Source organism: Kiloniella sp. (genome assembly GCF_048270245.1).
Lineage (GTDB): Bacteria > Pseudomonadota > Alphaproteobacteria > Kiloniellales > Kiloniellaceae > Kiloniella.
Map to the genome: position 1 here is coordinate 303,273 of NZ_JBLWTH010000004.1, position 25,865 is coordinate 329,137.

Annotated in this window: 19 protein-coding genes; 7 read left to right on the plus strand and 12 right to left on the minus strand. The window is 45.1% G+C overall.

Going from position 1 to position 25,865, the window contains the following annotated elements:
- Positions 1-58: 58 nt before the first annotated feature.
- On the minus strand, positions 59-1,621 hold the full coding sequence (locus ACN0W5_RS11685; protein ID WP_417454278.1) for a trimethylamine methyltransferase family protein: 1,563 nt from the start codon (positions 1,619-1,621) through the stop codon (positions 59-61).
- Between the two features lie 180 nt (positions 1,622-1,801).
- Between ACN0W5_RS11685 and ACN0W5_RS11690 the strand changes: the two genes are divergently transcribed.
- The gene (locus ACN0W5_RS11690; protein WP_417454279.1) at positions 1,802-2,701 is read left to right on the plus strand and encodes a LysR family transcriptional regulator; all 900 of its coding nucleotides are present in this window, start codon (positions 1,802-1,804) and stop codon (positions 2,699-2,701) included.
- Between the two features lie 41 nt (positions 2,702-2,742).
- Here ACN0W5_RS11690 and ACN0W5_RS11695 read toward each other — a convergent pair whose 3' ends face one another.
- On the minus strand, positions 2,743-3,174 hold the full coding sequence (locus tag ACN0W5_RS11695; protein ID WP_417454280.1) for a hypothetical protein: 432 nt from the start codon (positions 3,172-3,174) through the stop codon (positions 2,743-2,745).
- Positions 3,171-4,613, minus strand: a complete 1,443-nt coding sequence (gene fliI / locus ACN0W5_RS11700; protein ID WP_299379407.1) for a flagellar protein export ATPase FliI — start codon at positions 4,611-4,613, stop codon at positions 3,171-3,173. The genes ACN0W5_RS11695 and fliI overlap by 4 nt, the downstream gene beginning before the upstream one ends.
- A gap of 312 nt (positions 4,614-4,925) precedes the next feature.
- On the opposite strand from fliI, the gene ctrA reads away from it, so the two are divergent.
- Positions 4,926-5,639: a response regulator transcription factor CtrA gene (gene ctrA, locus ACN0W5_RS11705; protein WP_417454281.1), complete on the plus strand. Its 714-nt coding sequence runs from the start codon at positions 4,926-4,928 to the stop codon at positions 5,637-5,639.
- 120 nt (positions 5,640-5,759) lie between these two features.
- Here the strand turns inward: ctrA and ACN0W5_RS11710 are convergent, their stop codons facing one another.
- The 5 genes from ACN0W5_RS11710 to ACN0W5_RS11730 form a co-directional block, all read right to left on the minus strand.
- Entirely contained in the window at positions 5,760-6,602 is an 843-nt protein-coding gene (locus tag ACN0W5_RS11710; protein WP_417454282.1) for a CheR family methyltransferase, read from the minus strand.
- Positions 6,599-7,771, minus strand: coding sequence for a protein-glutamate methylesterase/protein-glutamine glutaminase (locus ACN0W5_RS11715; RefSeq protein ID WP_417454383.1), 1,173 nt, complete (start codon positions 7,769-7,771; stop codon positions 6,599-6,601). Before ACN0W5_RS11715 ends, ACN0W5_RS11710 begins: the two co-directional genes overlap by 4 nt.
- Before the next feature lie 11 nt (positions 7,772-7,782).
- Positions 7,783-8,148, minus strand: a complete 366-nt coding sequence (locus ACN0W5_RS11720; protein ID WP_299379420.1) for a response regulator — start codon at positions 8,146-8,148, stop codon at positions 7,783-7,785.
- Between the two features lie 66 nt (positions 8,149-8,214).
- Positions 8,215-8,670 carry a chemotaxis protein CheW gene (locus ACN0W5_RS11725; protein ID WP_053006163.1) on the minus strand — a complete coding sequence of 152 codons (456 nt, stop codon included), beginning with the start codon at positions 8,668-8,670 and terminating at the stop codon, positions 8,215-8,217.
- Positions 8,671-8,696: 26 nt separating this feature from the next.
- Positions 8,697-11,435, minus strand: coding sequence for a chemotaxis protein CheW (locus ACN0W5_RS11730; protein ID WP_417454283.1), 2,739 nt, complete (start codon positions 11,433-11,435; stop codon positions 8,697-8,699).
- 291 nt (positions 11,436-11,726) lie between these two features.
- Between ACN0W5_RS11730 and ACN0W5_RS11735 the strand changes: the two genes are divergently transcribed.
- A complete protein-coding gene (locus ACN0W5_RS11735; RefSeq protein WP_417454284.1) occupies positions 11,727-13,415 on the plus strand; it encodes an ABC transporter permease in 1,689 nt (562 codons plus the stop codon).
- Between the two features lie 118 nt (positions 13,416-13,533).
- Here the strand turns inward: ACN0W5_RS11735 and ACN0W5_RS11740 are convergent, their stop codons facing one another.
- Both ACN0W5_RS11740 and ACN0W5_RS11745 read right to left on the minus strand, forming a co-directional pair.
- Positions 13,534-14,559, minus strand: coding sequence for a Fe(3+) ABC transporter substrate-binding protein (locus ACN0W5_RS11740; protein ID WP_417454285.1), 1,026 nt, complete (start codon positions 14,557-14,559; stop codon positions 13,534-13,536).
- Between the two features lie 272 nt (positions 14,560-14,831).
- Positions 14,832-15,467: a histidine phosphotransferase family protein gene (locus ACN0W5_RS11745; protein ID WP_417454286.1), complete on the minus strand. Its 636-nt coding sequence runs from the start codon at positions 15,465-15,467 to the stop codon at positions 14,832-14,834.
- A 410-nt stretch (positions 15,468-15,877) separates the two neighbouring features.
- On the opposite strand from ACN0W5_RS11745, the gene ACN0W5_RS11750 reads away from it, so the two are divergent.
- The 3 genes from ACN0W5_RS11750 to ACN0W5_RS11760 all read left to right on the plus strand — a co-directional run bounded on the left by ACN0W5_RS11750 (position 15,878) and on the right by ACN0W5_RS11760 (position 21,198).
- Positions 15,878-17,608, plus strand: coding sequence for an NAD(P)H-dependent oxidoreductase subunit E (locus ACN0W5_RS11750; protein WP_417454287.1), 1,731 nt, complete (start codon positions 15,878-15,880; stop codon positions 17,606-17,608).
- Complete coding sequence (gene fdhF / locus ACN0W5_RS11755) at positions 17,608-20,388, plus strand: formate dehydrogenase subunit alpha (RefSeq protein WP_417454288.1); 2,781 nt, start codon at positions 17,608-17,610, stop codon at positions 20,386-20,388. The genes ACN0W5_RS11750 and fdhF overlap by 1 nt, the downstream gene beginning before the upstream one ends.
- A gap of 216 nt (positions 20,389-20,604) precedes the next feature.
- Positions 20,605-21,198 (plus strand): cytochrome P460 family protein, encoded by a 594-nt coding sequence (locus tag ACN0W5_RS11760; protein ID WP_417454289.1) that lies wholly within the window; start codon positions 20,605-20,607, stop codon positions 21,196-21,198.
- Positions 21,199-21,243: 45 nt separating this feature from the next.
- Here ACN0W5_RS11760 and ACN0W5_RS11765 read toward each other — a convergent pair whose 3' ends face one another.
- Both ACN0W5_RS11765 and ACN0W5_RS11770 read right to left on the minus strand, forming a co-directional pair.
- On the minus strand, positions 21,244-22,878 hold the full coding sequence (locus ACN0W5_RS11765) for a PAS domain-containing sensor histidine kinase (protein ID WP_417454290.1): 1,635 nt from the start codon (positions 22,876-22,878) through the stop codon (positions 21,244-21,246).
- Positions 22,879-23,207: 329 nt separating this feature from the next.
- Positions 23,208-24,665, minus strand: coding sequence for a catalase (locus tag ACN0W5_RS11770; RefSeq protein ID WP_417454291.1), 1,458 nt, complete (start codon positions 24,663-24,665; stop codon positions 23,208-23,210).
- A gap of 183 nt (positions 24,666-24,848) precedes the next feature.
- Here ACN0W5_RS11770 and ACN0W5_RS11775 point away from each other — a divergent pair, with 183 nt between their 5' ends.
- A complete protein-coding gene (locus ACN0W5_RS11775) occupies positions 24,849-25,829 on the plus strand; it encodes a hydrogen peroxide-inducible genes activator (RefSeq protein WP_417454292.1) in 981 nt (326 codons plus the stop codon).
- The last annotated feature ends 36 nt before the right edge of the window (positions 25,830-25,865 follow it).

A 25,865-nucleotide genomic window follows, 5' to 3' on the forward strand; every position in this document is an offset into this window, starting at 1 on the left:
ATTTTTGATCGAACTTGGATTAGTTTAATTCAGATCGCTAAAACTAGATTATAAGTCTTTATTTTGCGCTCATCAGATCTCGGGGCAACTTGATGTCAAATTCTGCCCTGATTTTTTGATCCATTTCATCATTGATATGGCGAGGAAAATGACTGTTCATTGTTTTCTGAACAATTTTTGTCGCCTTGGATAGAGATGTTGGTCGCTCTTTTTCAACCCATTCATTGGGGCTACTGCGATCAGATGTTTCGGGATAAAAATACTCTGTTTCCATAACCGATAGAGTTTGATCCGACCCAAGATAATGTCCGGGACCTTCTTCGCAAACTTGGCGGATCGCTTCAATTGACAGAGTGTCTTCATTGACATCAATCCCCCTAACTGTCCGTAGAACAGATCCAATAGTATCGTTATCGAGTACAAGGCTTTCCATACACATGCCCAGAAGACTGGCATGCATGCCCGCCGCTTCATAAACCAGATTAGTTCCTGAATTTCCAGTTACGGCATGATTGTACCCTTTTTCAGCCCCGGCCTGATAATCAGGAACTTTCGAATCACACATTCCACTGGGAACACCCGTCGGTAAATCATAGAAACGTCCCATCTGGGCGCAAGCTGCCACCAACAGAGCTTGTTCTCCGCTACCACCGCTCATTGCACCCGTTCTTAAATCAGAAACAAAAGGCCAAGTACCAAAAATTGCTGGTGCGCCGGGCTGAATCGCATTCACATAAACAAGGCCGGCAAGAACTTCGGCAACTTCCTGTACAACCGACCCTGCTAATGAAGCTGGGGATGTTGCTCCCGCCTGCCCAGCCGATAACATAAGCACGGGCATGCCACCCCGTACTGCGACTTCCATACATTTACATGCATCTTCTGCAAACTTAAGGGGCGGCACAACAAAGCAATTCGACATACTAACAAAGGGACGTTCCCGCCAATTGTCTTCCCCACCAGCAACTATGTGCAGCATTTCCAAAGACTTTTCGATATGGCTTGGTTCAACCCAACTTGACCCGACATGTTTGGTCGTCCCCGAAATGGCCGCATAACATGTGTTAAAATCCATATCAAAGGGATCTGCCAGATCCCGGCAAACCACTGAACGTTGAAAGAAATGAATGTTGTCCAGCTTATCCACCATACGCGCGATATCATAAAGATCTTGCGTGGTGGACTCGCGATAATCCCCAGTATTGGCGTCGACCATATGAACCGCTGCGCCCGCTGTGCCAAAATAGGTTTTACTACCCGACAGATCCATATCGTGCTTTGGATCCTGTCCATGCAAGACGACATTACGGTTAACTTTCACCAGCATATCTTCGACAAGAGCCCGTGGAAAAGTCAAACGACCATTGTCTTTCAGCACCCCACCAGCGGCAGTAACAACATCGATGCAGCTTGGAATTGCATCAGCTAAACCAATATTTTCTAACACATCCAAAACCGCAGTATGAATACGCTTTATCTGTAAATCATTGAGAGCTTTATAATTACCACTTTCCAAGCCGGGCTGGATAGCGCGTTTATCTTCGGCTAGTGGTGCAGCACGCAAGGCTTGACGGGCTTGACGACCTCCCCTACGACGGGATGAAACAGCAACTTCACTCATGAGTGTCTCCGGAGCAGATATTTGTGTCCATTGTTAGCTTCAGTTTTAAATCGGACAAATGATCCTTTTTCACCAAATGGTCACTTTTACTCACCATTTAAAATTGACTTTGTGCCATAATCGTAAAAGATTTGGATAGTTACCCAGATTATTCACACTCTATACTTGAAGGTTTTGATATTGCTGAAGAAAAGATACCTGCCAAATTTAAACGCACTTCGCGCTTTTGAATCTGCTGCCAGACATTTGAATTTTCGTCTTGCATCCGAAGAGCTCAACATCACGCATTCAGCAATCAGTCATCACATCAAAAATCTAGAAGATCAACTCGGTGTAAGCTTATTTGCCCGTGCCGGACGGAATGTCGTTCTCACAGAAGCAGGTAAACTCTATTTACCAATACTAATCGACAGCTTTGACCGGATCGCGGACGGCGCGCGTTTGGTGCAATCACTCGAACGCCCAAAAACCCTACTTGTACAGGTATACATAACTGTTGCTATGTTTTGGTTACTTCCCAGAATTCACGAATTTTATAAAGTAAGTAAAGGCATTCAGGCACAGATAAACACAGCGTATCTTGATTGGACTTTTGATCGAACAGGGACAGATGTTGGCATTATATGGGCTGCGAAAAAAGATAAGGACCTTGTCTATTATCACTTGGCAGAAGCACATCTATCCCCCATGTGCCACAAAGATTTGATAACAGGCGAACACCCAATTCACGAGCCAAAAGATCTCCTTCACCACGACATTCTACAACTCTTTAACCATAACCATGATTGGGCGATGTGGTTTCAGCAAGAAGGGATCTCAGACTGGGCTCCGGATCAGGCTATTACCTTTGACAACTATCTTCTTGCTCTAGAAGCTGCAAACAAGGGCCGTGGAATTGCGATGACAAACAGTCCCTTTGCGACCCCCCGAGATATTAATAGCCCCCTCGTAAAACCCTTTGGGGATAAAACCTGTCATAGCGGTGATTGGTATCTCGTATGCAAACCTGAACTTGCCGAAAGCAATAAGGTTAAAACATTTCATAAGTGGCTCGTTGAAGAGCTCAAAATCAACAGTTGATAAACTGACCTTCAATTAGACATTCATCAGATTGAAGGGCATTAATTATTTTCTGATGCTTTGCGTCGCCTATATTGTTGTATACCCATTTCATCAAAGGCGGCTTGTTCTTTTTTCTTTAGAACATCCTGCTGCCGTTTAATGTCATTTGCCTGCGCTTCTTCGTATTTCTTCAGATCCTGATAGATTTCATGTAACTCTTGTTGCGCAATCGCCTTCAAGGTTATGACTTCTTCAATGGATGTCTCCAAACGCTTACGCCGTTCGCGTGCAGCTTCAGCATAGGCAGGATAAGTCTGCGCCATATCAGGGTGTTGTGACGCGAAGTCCTGCTCTCTAGCAACTTCAGCATCCAATTTTTCAATATCTTGTTCTAACTTGATCCCCAAGCTTTCCAGATCAGCGAGCTTTTGCTGGGCTTCATCCAACTTCCAGCTATGCACCCTTACAATACTGTCAATTGGGGTCTTCATGATTCAATCCCCGTTCCATCTATATTCTGTTGTCCTTGGGGTGGCATCTGGCCAGTTTCCTGCCCGAGCACCTCAGCATTCGGATTAAATTCAACTGCCGGATCGCCTCCTTGTCCCCAAGGCAGACCAACTGCGGCCGCGAGCTGTTCATACCCGATTGCAAGGTTACTTTCTTCATACTTACCTTGTGTCAAAAAGGCTTCCAATCCACCATGGTGCGCAATAGCTTCATCAATTACAGGGTCAGATCCTTCGGTATAAGCACCGATGCGAATAAGCTCTGCCATATTGTCATAAGTAGAAAGCAATTGGCGCCCACGGGTTACCAACTCGTTCTCTGCGTCTGTATTACACCCGGGCATTGTACGCGAAACACTACGCAATAGATTAATTGCTGGGAACCTGTTTCGTTCAGCAATCGCACGATCAAGAATAATATGACCGTCAAGAATACCGCGAACAGCATCGGCAATCGGCTCGTTGTGATCATCGCCTTCAACCAAAACGGTGAAAAGCCCTGTGATTGATCCCTGCGCTTTAACTCCTGGTCCTGCGCGTTCCAAAAGCTGTGGAAGCTCTGCAAAAACCGATGGTGTATAGCCTTTACTCGCAGGGGGTTCACCAGCAGAAAGACCAATTTCACGCATAGACATGGCAAAACGAGTGACAGAGTCCATAAGACACAGTACATCCCGGCCATTATCCCTAAAGTACTCTGATAGCGCCATTGTCATGTAAGCAGCCTGGCGCCGCATCAACGGTGGCTCGTCTGAAGTAGCGACAACGACCACTGAGCGGGCAAGTCCTTCTGGCCCTAAATCGTCCTCAAGCCATTCCTGAACTTCTCGGCCGCGTTCACCAATCAAACCGATAACGTTGACATCCAAGGATGTATAGCGTGCCAGCATAGACAACAATACAGATTTTCCGACCCCCGATCCTGCAAAGATCCCCATGCGCTGTCCCTGACAACAAGACAGGAAGGTATTGATCGCCCTGACACCCAGATCAATTTTACCGCCAACACGTTGCCGCCCGTGGGCTGGGGGTGGAGAGCTTCGAACTTTGTATGGATCTGGTCCCATTGGCAAAGGACCCTTACCGTCAATCGGTTCGCCCAAGGCATTAACAACTCTTCCAAGCCATGCTTCAGATGGATGGATAGATGGCTCGCTCGAAGCAAGAATTGCTTTACACCCCAATCCAATACCGTCCAAAGAACCAAAAGGTAGTAATAACGCGTGGCCTTGTCTGAAACCGATAACCTCGCAAGGGACACGTCTTTCATCTTTTGCAATCAAGATACAACGTGAACCGATCACCAACAGTCGATCAAGACCTGACAATTCAACCAGCATCCCCAGAACACCGGACACTCTTCCATATACCTGATAATCCGAGAGGTCTGATATCTCTCTGGTTAAACTTTTGAGAGGCATTCTGAATTCTATACCCTGTAAAAAATATTAATTATGTAGCAACCAGATATTCTCTTTCTAAATATCTATGGCTGAGTTCTATAAATATCGACACTATTTTTACACATTTGTTTTAATAGCAGCTTAACCGGAAATTCTTTCCAAAAAATCAATTTTGGCAGAAAAATAGTCCTATTGTGTAAAATTTGTTCTAAATTTTCGGGTATTTTTAACTTTTAAACAACCTTGGTAAGATTTTGTTAATATTCATTACCGAAAATGGTTAACAATATTGATATTGGTTTAACAAACATTAACAACCGGAATTTGAACATGCGAGTCTTGCTAGTAGAAGATGATGCCCCAACAGCCCAAGGCATCGAAATGATGCTCAAGTCAGAAGGCTATGTCTGCGACACGACAGACATGGGCGAAGACGGGCTCGAAATAGGTAAAATTTACGATTACGACATTATCATTCTTGATCTGATGTTACCTGATATGGATGGCTATGAAGTCATTCGTCGTCTTCGGGCATCTAGAGTTGAAACTCCAATTCTGATTCTGTCCGGCCTGAACGGTCTGGATGACAAAATCAAAGGTCTCGGTTTTGGTGCTGATGATTATCTGACAAAACCCTTTGATAAACGAGAACTTATCGCGCGTATCCAAGCGATTGTACGCCGCTCAAAAGGGCACGCTGCTTCTGTTATCAACACTGGAAAACTCAAGGTAAACTTGGACACAAGAACAGTCGAAGTTGAAAACAAGCTGCTTCACCTAACGGGTAAAGAGTACGGAATTCTAGAGCTCCTTTCTCTCCGTAAAGGCACAACCCTTACAAAAGAGATGTTCCTCAACCACCTGTATGGTGGCATGGATGAGCCTGAGTTAAAAATCATTGACGTTTTTGTCTGCAAACTACGTAAAAAACTGTCAAATGCCACAGGCGGTGAGAACTATATCGAAACTGTATGGGGACGCGGATATGTTCTGCGTGATCCTGTTGAAAGCAGTGCGGATACACCGCAACTTGCTTCAGCCTAAATTTTTCTTTTAAGAAAATTTTAGGCTGAATTTATTAAAAAAAATCAGCCTATCAAAAAGGACCTCTGAATTAAATTCAGAGGTCCTTTTACTTTTTACTTTCCAGCTTTTAGCAATCGCTTAAACAGCAGCCTTGTTCACCAACTCACCATTGCGAACCAGACCATATATTCCTCTTTTCCCAGGAATAAGCTGAAATTCGTCAGAAATACCAAGAACTGTTTCTGCACCGCCCAGATATAAGAAACCATCATCTGGCATTTGCTTCGCAATGTTTTTCAAAACAACCGATTTAGTTGGTTGATCGAAATAAATAAGCACATTACGACAAAAAACGATATCAAACTTACCGAGCATTGCCGGGCTTTCAAGAAGGTTAAAAGGCTTGAAAGTCACCATATTGCGGATAGAACTGTCTATCTGCCAGCGATCCCCATTTTGTTGGAAATACTTTACAAGAAGATTGATCGGCAATCCTCTTTGTACTTCAAACTGCGTGTAAACACCCTCTTTGGCCTTGTTCAGAATTTCATTAGAGAGATCCGTCGCAATGATCTCTATCTTCCATCCTGCAAGGGCTGGCCCTGCTTCTTTCAAAAGCATCGCCAAGGTATAAGGCTCTTGCCCACTGGAACACGCTGCCGACCAAATTCGTATTGTTTTACTCGAAGCTCTTTTCTCCAGCATATGCGGAAGCACCAGATCTTTAAACTGATCAAAAGGTTTTTGATCACGGAAGAAAAACGATTCATTTGTCGTCATTGCTTCCGTGATGTCATTAAGAATACGTTCGTCATTCGTCGCACGAACCTTTTGAACAAGTTCGTCAAAACCGCTCATGCTCCATTTGCGAGCAACAGGGTTCAAGCGACTTTCCAACAGATAGGCTTTATCCTGACTCAGGACCAAACCAGAACGTTTCTTTAAAAATTGCGAAATAAAATCAAAATCACTCACGTTCATGCCGCCGACCTCATAACAAGTTGTCGTACATTTGACGCCATCTCCTTGATTGGAAGAACCGCGGAACAGAGTCCTGCAGTTGCTACCGCACCTGGCATCCCCCACACCACACTTGTTTGTTCGTCCTGAGCAATAACGGAACCACCGGCCGCCGTTACTACTTCTGAACCTCGTAAACCATCACTTCCCATCCCGGTAAGAATTAGAACCAAAAGACGGGAGCCATAAATTTTAGATAAACTTCTGAGCATAGGATCGACCGCAGGCCGACAGAAGTTTTCGGGTGGTTCTTGGTTCAGGCGAATCACCGTATTCACCCCTTGTTTTTCAAAAACCATATGATACCCGCCTGGAGCAAGATAGATGTGTCCACCTTTAATGACCTCGCCATCTTCACCTTCTTTACTTGGCATACTTGAAACCCTTGCAATATGTTCCGCAAGCAAAGCTGTAAAAGTGGCTGGCATGTGCTGTGTAATAACCACCGGCTGGGTAATTGTTCCCAAATTACCAAGCACATCAAACAGGGCTTGGGGCCCTCCTGTTGAGCTTCCAATAGCAAGAACATCCGGCTTTGTAATAGTGTCTTTACGAAGTGTAATTGTTTTACTGGGATACAAACTCGACGGAGCAGCCGCTGTTTCTCTTGGCTTTAGGGCTGATGAACTTACTGCCCCTTGCTGTGATTTAGCCGCAGATGGTAAGGGCGCTTTTTGGCTAGCTCTTGCTACCTGCCCCAGTGCCTTAACCTTTTCTACAAGTTCGTGTTTAAAATCACTGGCCTTGGTCAGTTCACCAGAACTGGTTGGCTTCGGGATATAATCGGCAGCGCCCAAGCGCATCGCCTTCAAGCTTATTTCCGCGTTTTTTCGTGTCAGTGTCGATGCCATGATGACTTGAACATCAGGTTTAACCTGAAGCAGCTTTGGTAAAGCCGTCAGACCGTCCATAACCGGCATCTCGATGTCCAAAACAACAACATCGATATTTTGATTTTCTAAACGTTTAACTGCGATTTCACCATTAGATACAGATTCAACTACAGAAACTTGTGGATCGCTCTCTAGAATTCTGGTGAGGAGTCCCCGAATAACTGCAGAATCATCAACTACCATAATCCGATACGCATTATCGGACTTACCGCCTTGATCAGTAGTGGATGTATTCATCGACAAGGGCATTAAATAAGGCCCACCTGTATAAATTTAGACTCAATAATATCGCTATCAAAAGGCTTCATGATATATTCATTGGCCCCCGCAGCTATAGCTTGTTGTATGTGCTGCATGTCATTCTCTGTCGTACAGAAAACAACAATTGGCTGTTCAACATTTTGAATCGCCCTCAGATCCTTGAGGAACTCCAACCCATCTTTTACAGGCATGTTCCAGTCGAGTAAAACAGCGTCAGGCATGGATGCGTTACATGCGTCTAAGGCTTTTTGACCGTCCTCTGCTTCTTCGATGTTAAAGTTTAATCCTTCAAGAATTTTCCGCGCAACCATTCGCACGACCTTGGAGTCATCGACAACCAAACAGGTCTTCATATTTTTGCTCCAACTTGTTTTTGAATACCCAAAATAACCGAACTCTACTGAACTAATAAAAAATTATTATGCTGCGTCCGCATTTCGTCCATAATCTAAGAATCTGTTTACATCCAGAATGACAAGAAGCTTACCATCCAGACGATAAATTCCTTGCGAGTAATCCCGAAAGCGCTGGTCAAGTGTAGGTGGATTTCGTTCAAACGAACTTTCGTCCACCCCAAGAACTTCACCGACACTATCCACCATCAAGCTGTAAAGGTCATGACCATTCTCAACAACGATGCTCATCGACTCTTTTTCTTTGCGTGCAGGTAACCCCAACCGTTTCCTAACATCAATTGCAGTTACAATACGTCCGCGCAAATTCAAAGACCCCGCAATCTCGGGCGGTGCTAAAGGAATCGGCGTAATACGCTGAGGATTAATGATATCCTGTACACTTAAAACCGGAACACCAAAAAGCTGGCCAGCGATATAGAAAGTAACAAAATCTTCGTTTTCCAAATAAGTATCACTCACAGTTTCACTCTTTCTATGGTTTTATCTCACGCAGCGCCTTTAAGTTCTGCAATTGTATCTTGAAGGGTCAGCAACAAAGCTTCGCGATCAGTTTTTGAAACGTAATCCTTGAAGCCAGCAGCCCGGCCACGCATCAAATCAGCGGGTGATGCAAAGGCCGACAGCGCGACCATTGGTGTTTTTGCCCAACGGTGATCTTCACGAACTGCTTCTGCGAATTCGAAACCGTTCATTCCCGGCATTTCAATATCGGAAACGATAACATCAAATACTTCCCCGTTTTCACACAAGGTCAAGGCTTCACTGGCTGATTCAACCGCTTTCACATCGTAACCCGCAACTGAAAGCATTGGCATCAAGAGATTACGGAAAAATGGACTATCATCTACAACCAAGATCTTAGATCGATCACTTTCAAAGTTTTCTTTGCCAGCTTCAGATCCAAACCAATCTGGATAAGCCTGCGTCAAGTAGTAACCTGCATCGACAACATCCGTCGCCTTCTCGGCAATGATCGCACTACCGATATAACCTTCTTTCTCAGCACTCAGTTCAACGTTCATCCGATCTTCGACAATGTCGATAATTTCATCAACGACAAGTCCCATAGATCGTTCTCTATCCGAGAACACAAGGACAGGCTGACGACCTTCTTTCTCCAATTCCATACCAGGTTGCATTGGAATAAGAGGCATTAGCTGACCACGATATTGAACCACATGTTGCCCACCTGACGTTTCCACTTTGGTCAGATCGATTTCTTCCAATCGGGCAATAAGGGCAAGCGGAACCGCTTTGGGTGCATCGTCGCCGGAACGGAAGACAAGCATAGCAACTTTTTCATCATTGCCAGTCAGATGACGATCTTCGTGAGCACCCAAATCACTATCCGCTACGGCAATTTCACCTGTTGCAGCAGCTATACCATTAGGGTCAAGGATCATTACAACCGCGCCATCCCCAAGAATAGTATTTCCAGAGAAGAGTTGAATATCTCGCAAGATTGGTGCGACTGGTTTGACAACAATTTCCTCGGTATCAAAGACACGATCGACAATGATACCAAACGTGTACGTTCCAACCTGAGAAACAACAATAAAGTTGTCTTCTCTCAATTCCTTTTCATCACCTTCTGGCTCATCATCATCTGTAAGCTTGAGCAGGTCACGCAATGTAACCAGTGGTAACAAACGATTTCTCAACCGCAAGACAGGCGTTTCGTTGATGTGTTCGATTGTATGTTCAGAATGCGCCGATGTACGTACCAGCTCGACAACAGACAGCTGTGGGATGGCAAAGCGTTCTTTACAACATTCAACAATCAACGCGGACACAATCGCCAGTGTCAGCGGAATTTTAATAGTAAAGATTGTACCTTTGCCCTCGGTTGAGCTTAGTTCAATCGTCCCGCCAATTTTTTCAATGTTGGTACGAACAACGTCCATGCCAACACCTCGACCAGATACCGCCGTAACTTCTGCTGCCGTCGAGAACCCAGGTTTGAAGATGAACTGCTGAATCTGCTGGTCATTCATACCATCTAGATCAGTCTCTGAAGCGAGATTATTTTCAACACATTTTTCTTTAATACGATCTGTATTAAGTCCCTTACCATCATCAGAAATCTGAATGATAATATGTCCACCCTCGTGGTATGCGTTGAGAATAACTTGACCTGTTTCAGGTTTACCCGCTGCTATACGATCACTCGGCATTTCAAGGCCGTGATCAGCAGAGTTCCGAACCATGTGGGTCAATGGATCTTTAATCAGCTCCAGAACCTGACGATCAAGTTCTGTTTCCGCACCTTTCATCACCAGATCAATTTTCTTGTCCAGTTCATGAGAAAGATCGCGGATAATACGAGGAAGTTTGGCCCACGCATTTCCAATTGGTTGCATTCGTGTCTTCATAACACCTTCTTGCAGGTCAGAAACCACATGGTTCAAACGCTGTAAGGGTGTCGCAAAATCACTTTCTTTATGGGCCCGCAAAATTTGCAGGGTCTGGTTTCGAGTCAAGACGAGCTCAGAAACCATTGTCATTAAATTCTCAAGAACATCAACGCTAACCCGAATAGATTGATTTGCGACTGAAGACCCACCATCTGCGGCTGGTGCTGCAGGAGGTGGCGCTGGTTTCTTTGCCGCAGGTTTTGGTGCTGGCGCTGCAGGTGGAGTAGGTTCCGCCTTCAGCTCAACCACTTCAACAGCAGGTGCTGCATCTGGAACCGCAGACGCTTCGGCTGCGGCTTGTGCAGCCAACTCTTCTGGGCCGAGAGCTTCTCTAAAAGCGCGTTCAAGCTCATCTTCTTCATCATCGTCAGCTGCATCTTCAACTGGGGCACCCGCAGGTTCTGGGGCCGCAGCAGCTGGTTCGGCAGCATCTCCGCCTTCAGCATGGGCATTCAAACGGCTAATCAAGTCTGAATCATCACCTTCAGGTTCTTGTTCAGTAGCTTCTAACGTTGTGAGAATTTCACGAATTTGGTCCAAACACTCAAGGATAAGAGACACACCAGCTGGAGTTACTGAGAGCTCTCCATCCCTAAACTTGTTCATGATGTTTTCACCAGCATGAGCAACAGATTCAAGTCTCGGCAGGCCTAAAAATCCACAGGTACCTTTAATCGTATGCATTAATCTAAAAATGCTACTCAGCAACTCTGCGTCGTTTGGGTTCTGTTCGAGTTTGACAAGTTCCATATCGAGTGTCGTGAGACCTTCGTTTGTCTCAGTCAGAAACTCACTCAAAAGATCATCCATAACCGCGCTTCCATTCCATCTCTAATCAACCAAATCGGATGCAACAAACGTGCAATCCGCTATTAATTCAGTGACAAGCTTGTCAAAGGAAGATTAATAACCTCTTACCCAAACCCTATCCTTTATTAACTTTAATTAGAAAGGGCCTCATTTTATCATTTTTTTTGGTTTAAAGGCCTCATTTAATTACAACAAATCCTTGATAAACCCTAGTCGCAGAGCTTTTGCCATGCTAGCAGATGGGAGTCGAAAAAAATTTACGACAATGATTAGTTTGACGGATTCGAGATTATGGCTCCAAACCCGATAGCAGCTGAATCGAAAGTTTCACTCCTGCGCTTTAAAAATAAATTTGGTTTAATGACTTGGTTGGCATTGTTCATTGCAGCATTGTTTACTTTGCCAATTTTTAACGTTATCGGGTCTGCCTTAATAACTAAGAGTGACATATGGAATCACTTGGTTGATACCGTTCTCACCGACTATCTAATCAATACATTATTACTCGCAACCGGCGTCGCAATCCTGGTTGCCATTATCGGTACAGGCACCGCATGGCTCGTGACAATGTGTCGCTTTCCCGGACACAAAATATTCGAATGGGCGCTGATACTACCCCTCGCTGTTCCGGCTTATGTCATGGCCTACACCTATACTGATTTCTTGCAAGTAAGCGGCCCATTACAGGGGATGATCCGAGATATTTTCGATGTTCAGTACCGTGAATACTGGTTCCCCGAAATACGATCTCTGCCCGGCGCAATCGTCATGTTATCCCTCGTTTTGTATCCATACGTCTATATGCTTTCCCGTGCTGCATTTCTGGAACAATCCATCTGTGCACTTGAAGTCAGTAGAACTCTTGGTTGCGGCCCATGGGGTAGTTTTTTCCGTGTCGCCTTGCCACTTGCACGGCCAACCATTATCGCGGGAACCTCTCTTGCTTTAATGGAAACGCTTGCAGACTTTGGAACAGTTTCATTTTTTGGGGTTCAAACCTTTACAACGGGTATAATGAACGCCTGGACAAATATGGGTGATTTACCAGCAGCACGCCAGCTATCCACCTATCTTCTGGTTTTTATCCTAACCGTTTTTATTTTGGAAAAAGTCAGTCGAGGTAATGCGCGCTATCACCATTCAACAAATCGATATCAAACTCTTCCCGGGTACCAACTAAAAGGTCTCAGCAAATTTTTGGCAATTATTGCCTGTATAACGCCGTTATTTTTAGGCTTTGTTCTTCCCGCCATTTTATTACTGGACATGTCGATCACACTTGGTGACCAGCAATTTGGTGCCAAGTTCGTTAAGCTTGCATTCAACAGCTTCACAATCTCACTTATAACTGCTGTTATCGCGGTAATGATCGCAATTCTTTTGGCCTATACCAATCGATTACAATCAAACATCCTGTCAAAAGCAGCGACGAGAATTGCTTCCATGGGCTATGCTGTTCCAGGTACTGTTGTTGCTATTGGCACACTCTTCCCTCTCGCAACGCTTGATAATACAGTTGATGCATGGATGCGGGAAAACTTTGACATCTCCACAGGCCTTTTACTAACCGGATCAATTACAGCTCTGGTTTTCGCCTATCTAGTGCGCTTCCTTGCTGTTTCCCTTAACGCGGTTGAGACCGGTTTGGGTAAAATACGCCCTAGCATGGAAGATGCATCACGAACATTGGGACACGGTCCATTTAAAACCCTTAAACACGTTCATGTCCCCATAATGAGTGGCAGTATTCTGACCGCAGGTTTGGTTGTTTTTGTCGACGTTATGAAAGAGCTACCAGCAACCCTTGTAATGCGCCCGTTTAACTTCGACACTCTGGCCACTCAGGCTTACAATCTTGCGTCAGATGAACGCCTGTCAGAATCCTCGACGGCATCCCTAACCATTGTCCTTGTCGGAATTCTTCCATTAATAGTACTAACCAGAGCAATATCAAAAAGCCGGGCAGGCTCCTCAGCCTAGAAACAGTAAGTTGCCCGATTAAAGCTCACGTTTTTTAGAGCAAGCAAAGACATAAAAGCCCTGTAACTTTATCTTAGCTACAGGGCTTTTAATTTTTCAGGCACTTATATCCTAGACTTTATTTCCAGCCAACGCGGTCGAAAATTTTCTGAGCCGTAACCTGGTTTTTACCATAGACAGAAACATTAACTGTATCGACTTTGAAATCACCCAAGCCTTTTACAGCTGAATTTGGTGCAATCCCGGAAACAACAGGGAATTCGTTGTTACCATCAGCAAAGTAGCTTTGAGCTTGCTCACTTGTTAGATATTCAAGGAACTTAACCGCAGCTTCTTTATGAGGGGCAGATTTCACGACACCTGCACCAGACACATTCACATGGGTGCCGCGATCAGATTGGTTCGGGAATACATAACCAAGCTTCTCCGCTAAGCCTTTGTCTTTATCGCTTGGTTTGGTTAGCAAACGAACAAAGTAATATGAGTTGGCAACAGCGATCTCACATTCACCAGAGCCAATACCACGCAGCTGGTTTGTGTCGCCTTTTACAGGTTGACGTGCAAAATTGGCAACGACACCAGCTGCCCATTTTTCAGCAGCTTCTTCACCTTTGGCTTCTACGATAGAAGCGAGCAAAGACTGATTGTAAATATTTGAGCTTTTGCGAATACAAACTTTGCCCTTCCATTTTGGATCGGCCAAATCTTCGTAGCTTGTGATCTCCCCATCTTTGATTTTAGCTTTATCAAAGAAAATCATCCGGGCACGTGTAGATAGACCATACCATTTATTTTCAGGGTGACGTAGATTTTCTGGAATGTTTGCATCCAGCTCATCTGAAGAAACAGATTGGAAAATTTCTTTCTGTTCAGCACGCCACAAATTTCCAGCGTCTACAGTAATCAGAACATCAGCAGGGCTATTCGCGCCTTCACTTTTAATACGTTCGATAAGTGCAGCACCTTTACCCTCGATCAGGTTAATTTTGATACCTGTTTCTTTTGTAAAGTTGTCATATAGCGCATCGTCCGTTTGATAGTGTCGGGATGAGTATACATTAACGACATCTTCAGCATAAGTTGCTGTGCTGCCCATCGCAGCAGCAGTGAGCATAGCAGTTGTAGCTAACCAAGCAGCCTTCATTGTGACTGTCTCCTATTTTAATCGCCCCAATTTAGTATCGGACGACATGAGGACAAATTGAGAGAATATTCTCTGTGAAACCGCTAGGAATATTGCAAATCATTCTCAATTGATCAATCAAAATAATGCGAATAATTCGCATTATCCAAATGAAGTCACTAATAAATAAACAGCTTCCCCTCAAAGGGGCTGCTTATTTATGGTTCCAATAAAAATTAATTTTATGACGCTGATTGTTTTCTTTCAGCGTTTCAAAGATCTTGTACTACTTATTAGAACGATACAATAAGTTGGACATGCCCCTCGACAGAGCTATTGATCAACAAATCTGTGCCACTTTGTCGCGCAAGAAAACGGGTAAAATATGCGTGAACATTACGCGGTGTCAGCTCCTCGGTCTCAACATCATCGGTCAAAGCTTCCTTAACCTCTTCACGAATCGAAACGGACTCTCCCGTCACCGTTACTGCGACAAAAGTCCCCGTATCAGCATTCCCACTCAGAGCTGTTATAACACCACCTCTCGGTAGCATCTCGACACCAAGGGCAATAAGGTTAAGAAGAACCTTGCCCCCGTTATCCGGTAAACCTTCTGGTGCCGTCAAATCCGGCCACTTAAAATCAACTTTGGTATGAGACAGGTAATTAACAGCCAGCTGATTCAATGTCGCGTAATCACTCCCCATACGACTACCCGCCAATCCATAGGCCAATCTGTAGAACTGTAAAGTGGCCGCAGCCTGGGATGCAGAAGAAGTAGCCAACTTAAGTGCATCATCTGCCATGCCAAAGGAATCATCGGCCATAAGTTCAAGGCCATTGTTAACAGCCCCCACAGGACCGACAAGATCGTGGCATAGACGCGAGGAAAGAAGCTCGAGCACACGGAAATCAATTTGATTATTCATTTGTTACAAAATCTCTTTTGACAATTTAGCTATATTCTAAACGACCCCGAAAGATCTCATTTGTTGCATATAAAATACCTGCAGGCAGTTAACCATAGATAAACAGAATAAATAAAGCTGATACAGTCTATTATTATCACCATGCACTGATACACGACTTGATGCCTTTTATTGATAAGCAAACCCTATCAAAGCATAGGACTTTGCGAATGTCCGGTTACTATCGTTCCTTGGTAAAGAGCTATAAAATGTAACAGAAAGCTTCGGGAATACGACAGAATCGTAGCGCAGTCATGGGCTACAAGACATCGTTACCAAGTGAATGGTTACCTAAAAAACAGAATTTGACCGGGACAAACCGGAACAACATGCCCCCTATAAGGGCAGATTGTCGTGGAGAAGCATGAATAATGTCAGATAGCAGCGTCTTGGATGCCCCCTCTAAGAAGGACAGTCCCCCAGTTAAGCGCCAAATTCACCCTGGATCCGGTCGTCGTAAGCCACCTGTTTTTTCCAAGGGTCGCCAACTTGAAACTGAAGCTCACGAAGAAATCGTTGCTCTTCTAGGAAACAAGTCACGCCAAAGAGATCTCTTGATTGAGCACTTGCATCTTGTTCAGGACAAGTACGGCAGCCTGTCAGCCGGTCATTTACAAGCTTTGGCAGATGAAATGAAGCTTCCCATGGCCGAAGTTTACGAAGTCGCGTCCTTTTACGCACACTTTGATATCGTGCTTGACGGTGAAGAAGCCCCGGCTGAGATAACCGTCCGCGTTTGCGAAAGTCTGAGCTGCGAAATGGCTGGCGCAAAAGATCTGCTAAAGAATCTTCCCAATTCAGTTGCCAAAAACGTTCGTGTTATCGCCGCCCCTTGTATGGGACGGTGTGATTGTGCACCTGTTGCCGAAGTCGGCCACAATCACGTTGATAATGCGACAGTTGAAAATATTACCGCGGCAACGGAAAACAAAGACATTCATCCCGCAGCTGTCGATTACAGAGACTACGATGCCTATGTCGCTGATGGCGGCTACAAAGTGTTGCGCGAGTGTTACGAGGGCAAATATGATCGCGACGAGATCGTTGAAATTCTAAAAAACACTGGTTTAAGAGGGCTTGGCGGTGCTGGCTTCCCAACCGGTCTGAAATGGAGCATCATTCGCCAACAGCCAAAACCTCGATTGATGGCCATTAATGGCGATGAAGGCGAACCCGGAACATTCAAGGACCGTCACTATCTGGAAACTGATCCGCACCGCTTCCTCGAAGGCATGTTGATTGGTGCTTGGGTCGGTGAAGTAGAAGCAAGCTACATCTATATACGTGACGAGTATCCCGCTATTATTAAGCTTCTGAAAAAAGAGATTGAACGTGTTTATGCCGAGGGCCTCAACAACGGTATTAAAATAGATCTTCGGCGTGGTGCAGGTGCTTATATCTGTGGTGAAGAATCAGCGATGATTGAATCCATCGAGGGGAAAAAAGGTTATCCACGTCACAAACCTCCTTTCCCATCACAAGTTGGCTTGTTCGGTCTACCGACACTTACAAACAATGTAGAAACAGTCTACTGGGTACGTGATCTTATCGAAAAAGGTCCAGAGTGGTTCACAAGCCACGGCAGAAATGGTCGCAAAGGCTTGCGGTCTTTCTCTGTCTCTGGACGTGTAAAAAATCCGGGCGTCAAGTTTGCCCCGGCAGGTATCACAATCAAAGAGCTTATTGCTGAATACTGTGATGGCATGGCCGATGGACATGAATTCAAGGCTTATCTACCGGGTGGCGCCTCTGGCGGTATTCTGCCCGCAAGCCTTGGCGATGTTCCGCTGGACTTTGATACTCTTCACGAACATGGCTGCTTTATCGGTTCTGCTGCAGTAATCGTTCTTTCCGATCAGGATAATATGCGCGATGTTGCTATGAACCTGATGCGCTTCTTCGAAGATGAAAGCTGTGGTCAATGCACACCATGTCGGACAGGAACAGAAAAAGCGGTTAGTCTTATGGAACAAGATACATGGGACCAAGATCTTCTGAAAGAGCTTTCCACAGTGATGATGGATGCCTCGATTTGCGGCTTGGGTCAGGCAGCACCTAATCCTTTACTCACAGTGATGAAACATTTTCCGGAGGAACTGTAATGTCTGTTACTGCAAACACAAAACCGGTCAGCTTTACACTTAACGGAAATGAAGTCACAGCACAGCCAGGTGAATCCATCTGGCAGGTTGCTGATCGTCTCGGTACAGAAATCCCTCACCTTTGTTACCAGCCTGAACCTGGCTACAGAGCCGATGGAAATTGTCGTGCCTGTATGGTGGAGATTGAAGGCGAGCGTACGCTGGCGGCATCCTGTATACGCCAGCCTGCGGAGGGCATGGTTGTTAACACAGCAAATGAACGGGCGAAAAAAGCACGGGAAATGGTGTTTGAATTGCTTGTGGCTGATCAGCCAGCACGCGAAGAAGCACACGAACCAGATTCAAAATTCTGGAACTGGGCATCAGATATAGGTGTCACATCCAGTCGCTTCCCCGCACATGAAAGAGTAGTTGCTGACTTAAGCCACACAGCAATCGCCGTAAATCTGGACGCTTGTATTAACTGTAACCTCTGTGTCCGTGCCTGTCGCGAAGTACAGGTAAACGACGTCATCGGCATGGCTTTCCGCGGATCAAAATCCAGCGTCGTCTTCGATTTTAATGCCGATATGGGTGACAGTACCTGTGTTGCCTGTGGTGAGTGTGTTCAAGCCTGTCCAACAGGCGCACTCATGGAAAGCTCTCTTCTAAATGACGCGGGTGTCAGAGAAGATTACGCCGATGAAATCGTAAATTCAGTTTGTCCTTTCTGCGGTGTTGGCTGCCAGACAGAAGTACATGTCAAAGATGATAAAATCATCAAGATTGACGGTGCAGAAGGCCCCGCAAATGAAAAACGCCTTTGTGTAAAAGGCCGCTTTGGATTTGACTACATTCACAATCCAAACCGCCTGACCAAGCCACTTGTCCGCCGCGATGATGCGCCACGTGGCTGGGATATTGGTGTTCCCGATAACGATTTCTCTGCTTATTTCCGCGAAGCGACATGGGAAGAAGCACTTGAACGTGCAGCATCCGGTCTCAACAAGATACGTGATGAGAAAGGCCCCAAAGCACTTGCTGGTTTTGGTTCTGCAAAAGGCTCGAACGAAGAAGCTTATCTGTTCCAGAAACTGGTTCGGACAGGCTTTGGCAGCAACAATGTTGATCACTGTACACGTCTTTGCCACGCCTCATCCGTTGCTGCACTAATGGAAGGTGTTGGATCTGGTGCGGTATCAGCTCCTTTCACTTCGGTTGCTGATGCAGAATGCATCATCATCATTGGCTGTCGCCCTGGCTGGAACCATCCGGTTGCCGCGACCTACATCAAACAGGCAGCAAAAGATCCAAACAAACATATGATTGTCATGGATCCACGTGGGCAAAACCTTGTGCGCTATGCTGATAATCACCTGCAATTCAAACCCGGTCGTGATGTAGCAATGCTGAACGCGATGATCTACACAATCATCGAAGAAAAGCTTTACGACCTCCAGTACGTTCAGGCCAACACCGAAGGCTTTGAAGAGCTGAAAGAAAATATCAAAGATTTTGCGCCTGAAGATATGGCCGAAATCTGTGGTATTGATGCCCAAACCTTGCGTGAAACCGCCCGTCTCTATGCGACTTCAGAAGCATCCCTGATCCTTTGGGGAATGGGCGTATCCCAACATACACATGGTACAGACAATGTACGTTGTCTGATAGCTATGTCTTTGATCACAGGTCAAATTGGTCGCCCGGGTACAGGTCTGCACCCGTTACGTGGTCAAAACAACGTGCAGGGCGCATCTGACGCTGGTCTTATCCCAATGCTTTACCCAGATTATCAATCCGTCGAAAACGAAGAAATTCGTAGCCGCATGGAAGATTTCTGGGGCATGGAACTCGACAAGGAAAAAGGCCTGACCGTTGTTGAGATCATGGACGCAATCCATGACGGGAATATTACCGGCATGTTCATTCAGGGCGAAAACCCTGCAATGTCTGATCCCGACCAGCAACATGCTCGTGAAGCTCTGTCGAAGCTAGATCACTTAGTGGTTCAGGATATCTTCATGACAGAAACTGCATGGCATGCTGATGTCATCCTACCCTCTTCTGCCCATGCTGAAAAAGATGGTACCTTTACCAATACCAACCGCCAGGTTCAGATGGGACGCGCAGCTGTATCCCCACCAGGTGACGCACGGCAGGACTGGGAACTCATTCAGGAACTTGCACAGCGCATGGGACTGGATTGGACCTATACGCACCCTCGGGACGTTTTCAATGAAATGGCACAGGTTATGCCATCGCTGAACAACATTACTTGGGAAAGACTATCCCGTGAAAACGTGGTGACTTATCCTTGCGCAAGCGAAGATGGACCGGGCACAGAAATCCTCTTTGCTCAAGGCTTCCCGACAACATCTGGACGGGGCAAGCTTGTTTCCACAGCTCTCATTGATCCGGCAGAACTACCAGACAAAGAGTTCCCACTTGTTCTGACAACAGGACGCCTTTTGGAGCATTGGCACACAGGCGCCATGACACGTCGTTCAGAGGTTCTGGATAATCTAGAACCAGAAGCTGTTGTTTTCATCAACCGTCTGGATATGAAAAAACTCGGCTTGGATGCTGGTGACTGGGTGTCCGTCTCCACAAGGCGTGGAACTGTTAGTCTGAAAGTTCGTCAGGATCGCGAAGTTCCTGAAGGCATGATATTCATGCCATTCTGTTTCTCTGAAGCTGCGGCCAATATGCTGACAAACCCACAACTTGATCCATTCGGAAAAATTCCTGAATTCAAATACAGCGCGGCAAAAATTGAACCTCTTGCGGTTGCCGCGGAATAGTTCTCATACGTATATATTTACCAGAAAGGGTCGCATTTCATGCGGCCCTTTTCTTATGAGCTGACTTTCCTTTAAGCACTTGATCTCACTTGATCGTGAAGAGGCTTTACTCCCACTTTCTTACAAGAATGTTATCTAGAAAGGAGAACAAAAAAAGCACCGAAACGCGGGTAAGACGATAATTCGGTGTCAGTCAGGATAATTGGAGATACCCAAATGAAGATAACGTTCAGCTCATCTGTCAAAAACTTGCTTCTCTCAACATTGTTTGTACCAACACTATTTATGGTCCCCGTTGCTGTGAATGCTGAAGACGTTACCCCTGAGAAAGCTGCCGAACATTATGAAGCTCTCTCGCCAAAAATGAGAGCTGGCTATGCAAAATCGGGCCACCCAGTTTCAACTGAGTACTTCAACTGGGACCGCTATACAAAAGCGCCTCATAAATCCAGTACACACGGTGGTCGATTGGTACACAACTACGCAAATGATCTGGCAAAGGCCTACGGCAAATACGAAGACATCGGCACACTACCTGTCGGCGCAATTGTCGCCAAGGACAGCTTCAAGGTTGGAAAGAAGGGTGTAAAACCCGGCCCTCTCTTTCTCATGGAGAAAATGGAGGCTGGCTTTGCACCTGAAAACGGTAATTGGAAATATACGCTTGTAACCCCAAGCGGCAAGATTTTTGGCGAAACCAACGGGGTAAACTCTAAGAAAGTGAAATTCTGTGCTGATTGTCACAATGCAGTTGGCGAGGATCAAGACTATATGTTCTTCCCCGAAGAAGACTACCGAGTTGTAAATTAGTCGTCAGTTACTCACATTTAACTTTCAAGGCTGAGTGTTACGCACTCAGCCCTTTTCTTTTACATAATTAGAAAAAGACTTAGTCGATAGTTTGCGTACAGACGTTTTTGCCTGCAACCCTGTAAGAGCCGATTCTTTTGTTACCACGCGATCGACCGGGAACCTAAGAACAACTGAAGTTCCGTGACCAACTTCACTTTCAATAGATAAATCCCCACCATGTAAGTTCATAAGAGACCCGGCCAAAGATAGCCCCAACCCAGTCCCTTCTATGGTTTTTGAATAGCTCGATTCACACTGTTCAAATGGCTTAATAACACGTTCAAGATCATCCTTAGAAATACCAATTCCTGTATCTGAAATAATAATAGAAAGGCCATTTTCGCTATCGGGATACCTGACTTCGGCTTTAATAGATCCACCATCAGGTGTGAATTTAACGGCATTCGTCGCCAAATTAATCAGAACCTGTTTTATCAAACGTTCATCAGCAAACAGATAGGGCAAATCGTCGTGTAGATTTGCGTCAAGAGAGATATTTTTTACCTTTGCCTGACGCTTAACAAAACGATAGGCCGACAAGATCGACTGACGCACACACACGACAGTTTCATTTAACTGGATCTCACCTGCTTCAACACGGGACAGATCAAGGATGTCGTTTACGATTGTTAAAAGATGTCTTCCGCTATCCAGAATATCCCCGATATATTCACGGTACTTTGGATGTGCAATAGGTCCGAGGTGTTCCTCGGTAATGAATTCAGAAAAACCAATAATAGCATTCAAAGGAGTTCGAAGTTCATGGCTCATATTTGCAAGGAATGAAGACTTCATCTGGCTGGCGATTTCAGCCATTTCCTTGGCTTCTTGTAGCTGCGTCTGGACTTTAATGCGTTCCGATACGTCCCTGACAACCGCGGCAAAGGTTTGTTGTTCTCCCTCACCAATCTTTATGATCGTTGCTTCTGCTGGAAATGTCTCACCGCCTTGACGTAACCCGGAAATAGCACCACGGGTTCCCATGCCACGTGTATCAATCGCCCCGGCATCAAAATCCAACATATAACTGCTATGCTCACCACGATGTTCTTCGGGAATCAATATATCGAGATGTTTTCCTATAATTTCTTCAGAGCTATACCCAAAAGTATCTTCCGCACCTCGATTAAAAAGTGTCAGAAAACCATCTTTATCTGTCGCAATAATTGCATCACCGACCCCTGCAACAATACTGCTCATCAATTGTTGCGAAGAGGCAAGCTCACGGCTAATCGAGACCCGGGTACTAATATCACGCACCAGAAAAGTAAGCTGCCGTTGTTTAGAATTTTCCGTTACAAAAGATCGAAGCTGTACATCTATTTTCACACCGTCTTTAGATTTGATAAGACCAGGTAGTATAAATTCACCCTCAAGTAAGCTGTCATTGTCACAGATTTTGAGAAGCTTGCTCTGGTTATCTAGGCTAACGGTAAAGACATCAAAAATCGATTGCGAAAAAAGATCTTCTATCACATATCCAAAGTTTTTCCGGACCGCAGGATTAGTGTATTGAATTTGCCCTTTGTTATCAGTAACAAGAACAGCTTCGAAACTATTTTCGAGTAAGATATTGCTTGCATTACTTCGTGCTTCCGAAGTAAGAGCATGTTCATTACGATAATGCTCGCTGGTCATATACACAGCCCATTTCAACTTGAATTACCGGGCTCACATAGTCTTCAAACCAGTACAAAAGCGCCGTCTCTCACATGAGAAAGCAAATAGAACATAAAAGATCAATTCAATTCTGATCATTAACCATAATATTTTCGTAATATTTCCAAAAAAAGAATTTTTACCTAAAAACCAACAACAATAGAATGAAACAATGCTTCTTCTATACACGCATTAATTACTTATAATTTTATCCAGTTTTCAGCTCCAAGAATTTAACCTCACCACCAGATACAAAAAAGGGAAGGCCCGGCGCGACCTTCCCTTTCGTACTGCCTTTGAATAATTTCTTATTCTTCAGCAGCTATCTCTTCAACATTCAGACCCAGTGCCTTGGCAACACCTGCGCCATAGGCTGGATCGGCTTTATAACAGTTCCGAATATGACGATGCTGAATATCCAGCCTTGCACCACCAACAGCTCTTGCTGTGTTTTCAAACAACACTTGCTGTTGCTTTGCAGTCATGAGTTGGAACAGAGCTCGAGGTTGAGAATAGTAATCGTCATCCTCCCGGTGGTTCCAGTGATCCGCAGCACCTTCGATCGACAAAGGGGGTTCTGCAAAATCAGGCTGCTCGTTCCACTCATCCTTTGTATTAGGTTCATACCCGATACGACTACCGCCATTACCATCAACACGCATTGCGCCATCGCGATGATAAGAATGGAACGGACAACGGGGCGCATTAACAGGGATTTGGCTATGATTAACCCCTAGACGATAACGCTGAGTGTCACCGTACGAGAACAGGCGTCCCTGAAGCATTTTGTCTGGCGAGAAGCTAATACCAGGAACCACATTCCCCGGATTAAAAGCAGATTGCTCAACTTCGGCGAAATAGTTTTCAGGATTGCGGTTCAGTTCAAATTCACCAACTTCAATAAGCGGGTAGTCTGCCTTTGGCCATACCTTGGTCAGATCAAATGGGTTTACATGATAAGAGCCCGCTTCTTTTTCAGGCATCACCTGAACAAAAAGTGTCCACTTGGGGAAATCTCCATTTTCAATTGAATCAAATAAATCTTTCTGGTGGCTTTCCCGGTCTTCCCCAACCAGCTCGGCTGATTCTTCATCCGTTAGGTTTTTAATACCTTGCTGGGTTTTAAAGTGGAACTTCACCCAATAGCGTTCGTTATTAGCACTGATAAAGCTAAAGGTGTGACTACCAAAGCCATGCATATGACGGTAAGTTGCTGGGATACCCCGATCACTCATGACAATTGTTACCTGATGCAGAGCTTCTGGTAAGCTTGTCCAAAAATCCCAGTTATTATCGGCACTGCGCATATTAGTTTTTGGATCGCGTTTTACGGCGTGATTAAGATCCGGGAACTTCATAGGGTCCCGAAGAAAAAATACAGGAGTGTTATTTCCGACAAGGTCCCAGTTTCCTTCTTCTGTATAGAACTTCATTGCAAAACCGCGAATATCACGTTCCGCATCTGCCGCACCACGTTCACCCGCTACTGTCGAAAACCGGAGGAACATTTCCGTCTTTTTACCGATTTCAGAAAAGATTTTCGCTTTTGTGTACTTTGTAATGTCGTGTGTAACTGTGAATGTACCGTAAGCAGCAGACCCTTTGGCATGCATACGTCTTTCAGGAATGACTTCTCGGTCAAAATGGGCCATCTTTTCCAAGAACCAAACATCCTGTAATAGTGCCGGGCCACGTGGACCTGCAGTCTGGATATTCTGGTTATCGACAACGGGAGCACCGAATGCGGTTGTAAGTTTATTTTTCATGCTGCTTACCTTCTCTCCTTAACCCAGCCTTAAATAAAGCTGGCAATTGATTAAATTGACTTCATTCGGCCTATTGTGAAGTTTGAAATTGTTTTGTTGATATCGTTAGAATTGCGCCGGCCGATAAAAGAACAATACTCCCTTGATTAAAATCGATCTAACAAGTTATTATGATCACAATAATTGAAAAAATCGATTAATATGCATATACCAACATTAAAACAGCTAAAATATCTTGTTGAATTGGAACGTCATGGGCACTTCGGTCGAGCGGCAGAAGCCTGTTTTGTAACTCAATCGACCCTAAGCGCAGGTATACAAGAGCTTGAAAATTTGCTTGGTTGCAAACTTGTAGAACGGACCAAGCGAAAGGTTTTCTTTACGGAACTCGGCAATGAAATTGTTCTTCGTGCAACTGAACTTATCCGAGGAGCTGAAGATATTACAACAATGGCAAGGCATAGCACAGCAACACTTAGTGGCGACCTAAAGCTTGGTGCCATCCCAACAATTGCACCTTATCTCCTGCCACAAACCCTCCCCCGATTACGCGAAGAGTACAGAGACTTGAAGCTCTATCTTGTCGAAGACGAAACATCCCGTCTCATTGATCGTTTAAGGACAGGAACCATTGATGCAGCCTTAATGGCTTTCCCTTATAATGAAGCAAGTCTTGAGTGGGTTGAACTTGCCGAAGATCCCTTCCTTCTTGCCCACCCCATTGATCATCCAATTGCCATGATGGACGCTGCGCAACGCAATCATTTATTACAAAGCCAAGCCTTACAAAGCCAACTTATCCTTCTGGAAGAAGGCCATTGCTTACGTGACCATGCCTTGGCTGTTTGTCATATGACAAAGCTAAAGCCAGGACAGACATTACAGGCATCCAGCCTTCTGACACTGGTGCATATGGTTGCTAACGGTCTGGGCGTCACTCTTTTACCTGCGCTTTCCTGCCAATCGTCACTTCTCTCGGGCACCAACGTTGCCTTAACCCCACTTGACGGAAATTCAGGTCACAGAAAGCTTGGTTTGGCATGGCGGAAAAGCTCGGTCAGAAAAAAGGATCTCAAACTCCTTGCCGATCAGCTTGCACAGACCGCACAAAAGCAAATCAATTCATTTCTGACGAAAATGCTATCGACCAACGAAACCGGATAGGTATAAGCTAGCATTATCTTTGTTAATCCTCTCTTT

Bases quoted from the DNA above. Each gene is read 5' to 3' on its own strand.
- ACN0W5_RS11735 (WP_417454284.1), top strand. From the start codon at position 11,727: ATGGCTCCAAACCCGATAGCAGCTGAATCGAAAGTTTCACTCCTGCGC.
- ACN0W5_RS11685 (WP_417454278.1), bottom strand. From the start codon at position 1,621: ATGAGTGAAGTTGCTGTTTCATCCCGTCGTAGGGGAGGTCGTCAAGCC.
- fdhF (WP_417454288.1), top strand. From the start codon at position 17,608: ATGTCTGTTACTGCAAACACAAAACCGGTCAGCTTTACACTTAACGGA.
- ACN0W5_RS11765 (WP_417454290.1), bottom strand. From the start codon at position 22,878: ATGACCAGCGAGCATTATCGTAATGAACATGCTCTTACTTCGGAAGCA.
- ctrA (WP_417454281.1), top strand. From the start codon at position 4,926: ATGCGAGTCTTGCTAGTAGAAGATGATGCCCCAACAGCCCAAGGCATC.
- ACN0W5_RS11715 (WP_417454383.1), bottom strand. From the start codon at position 7,771: ATGAATACATCCACTACTGATCAAGGCGGTAAGTCCGATAATGCGTAT.
- ACN0W5_RS11750 (WP_417454287.1), top strand. From the start codon at position 15,878: ATGTCAGATAGCAGCGTCTTGGATGCCCCCTCTAAGAAGGACAGTCCC.
- ACN0W5_RS11760 (WP_417454289.1), top strand. From the start codon at position 20,605: ATGAAGATAACGTTCAGCTCATCTGTCAAAAACTTGCTTCTCTCAACA.
- ACN0W5_RS11730 (WP_417454283.1), bottom strand. From the start codon at position 11,435: ATGGATGATCTTTTGAGTGAGTTTCTGACTGAGACAAACGAAGGTCTC.
- ACN0W5_RS11740 (WP_417454285.1), bottom strand. From the start codon at position 14,559: ATGAAGGCTGCTTGGTTAGCTACAACTGCTATGCTCACTGCTGCTGCG.
- fliI (WP_299379407.1), bottom strand. From the start codon at position 4,613: ATGCCTCTCAAAAGTTTAACCAGAGAGATATCAGACCTCTCGGATTAT.
- ACN0W5_RS11695 (WP_417454280.1), bottom strand. From the start codon at position 3,174: ATGAAGACCCCAATTGACAGTATTGTAAGGGTGCATAGCTGGAAGTTG.
- ACN0W5_RS11770 (WP_417454291.1), bottom strand. From the start codon at position 24,665: ATGAAAAATAAACTTACAACCGCATTCGGTGCTCCCGTTGTCGATAAC.
- ACN0W5_RS11720 (WP_299379420.1), bottom strand. From the start codon at position 8,148: ATGAAGACCTGTTTGGTTGTCGATGACTCCAAGGTCGTGCGAATGGTT.
- ACN0W5_RS11745 (WP_417454286.1), bottom strand. From the start codon at position 15,467: ATGAATAATCAAATTGATTTCCGTGTGCTCGAGCTTCTTTCCTCGCGT.
- ACN0W5_RS11710 (WP_417454282.1), bottom strand. From the start codon at position 6,602: ATGAACGTGAGTGATTTTGATTTTATTTCGCAATTTTTAAAGAAACGT.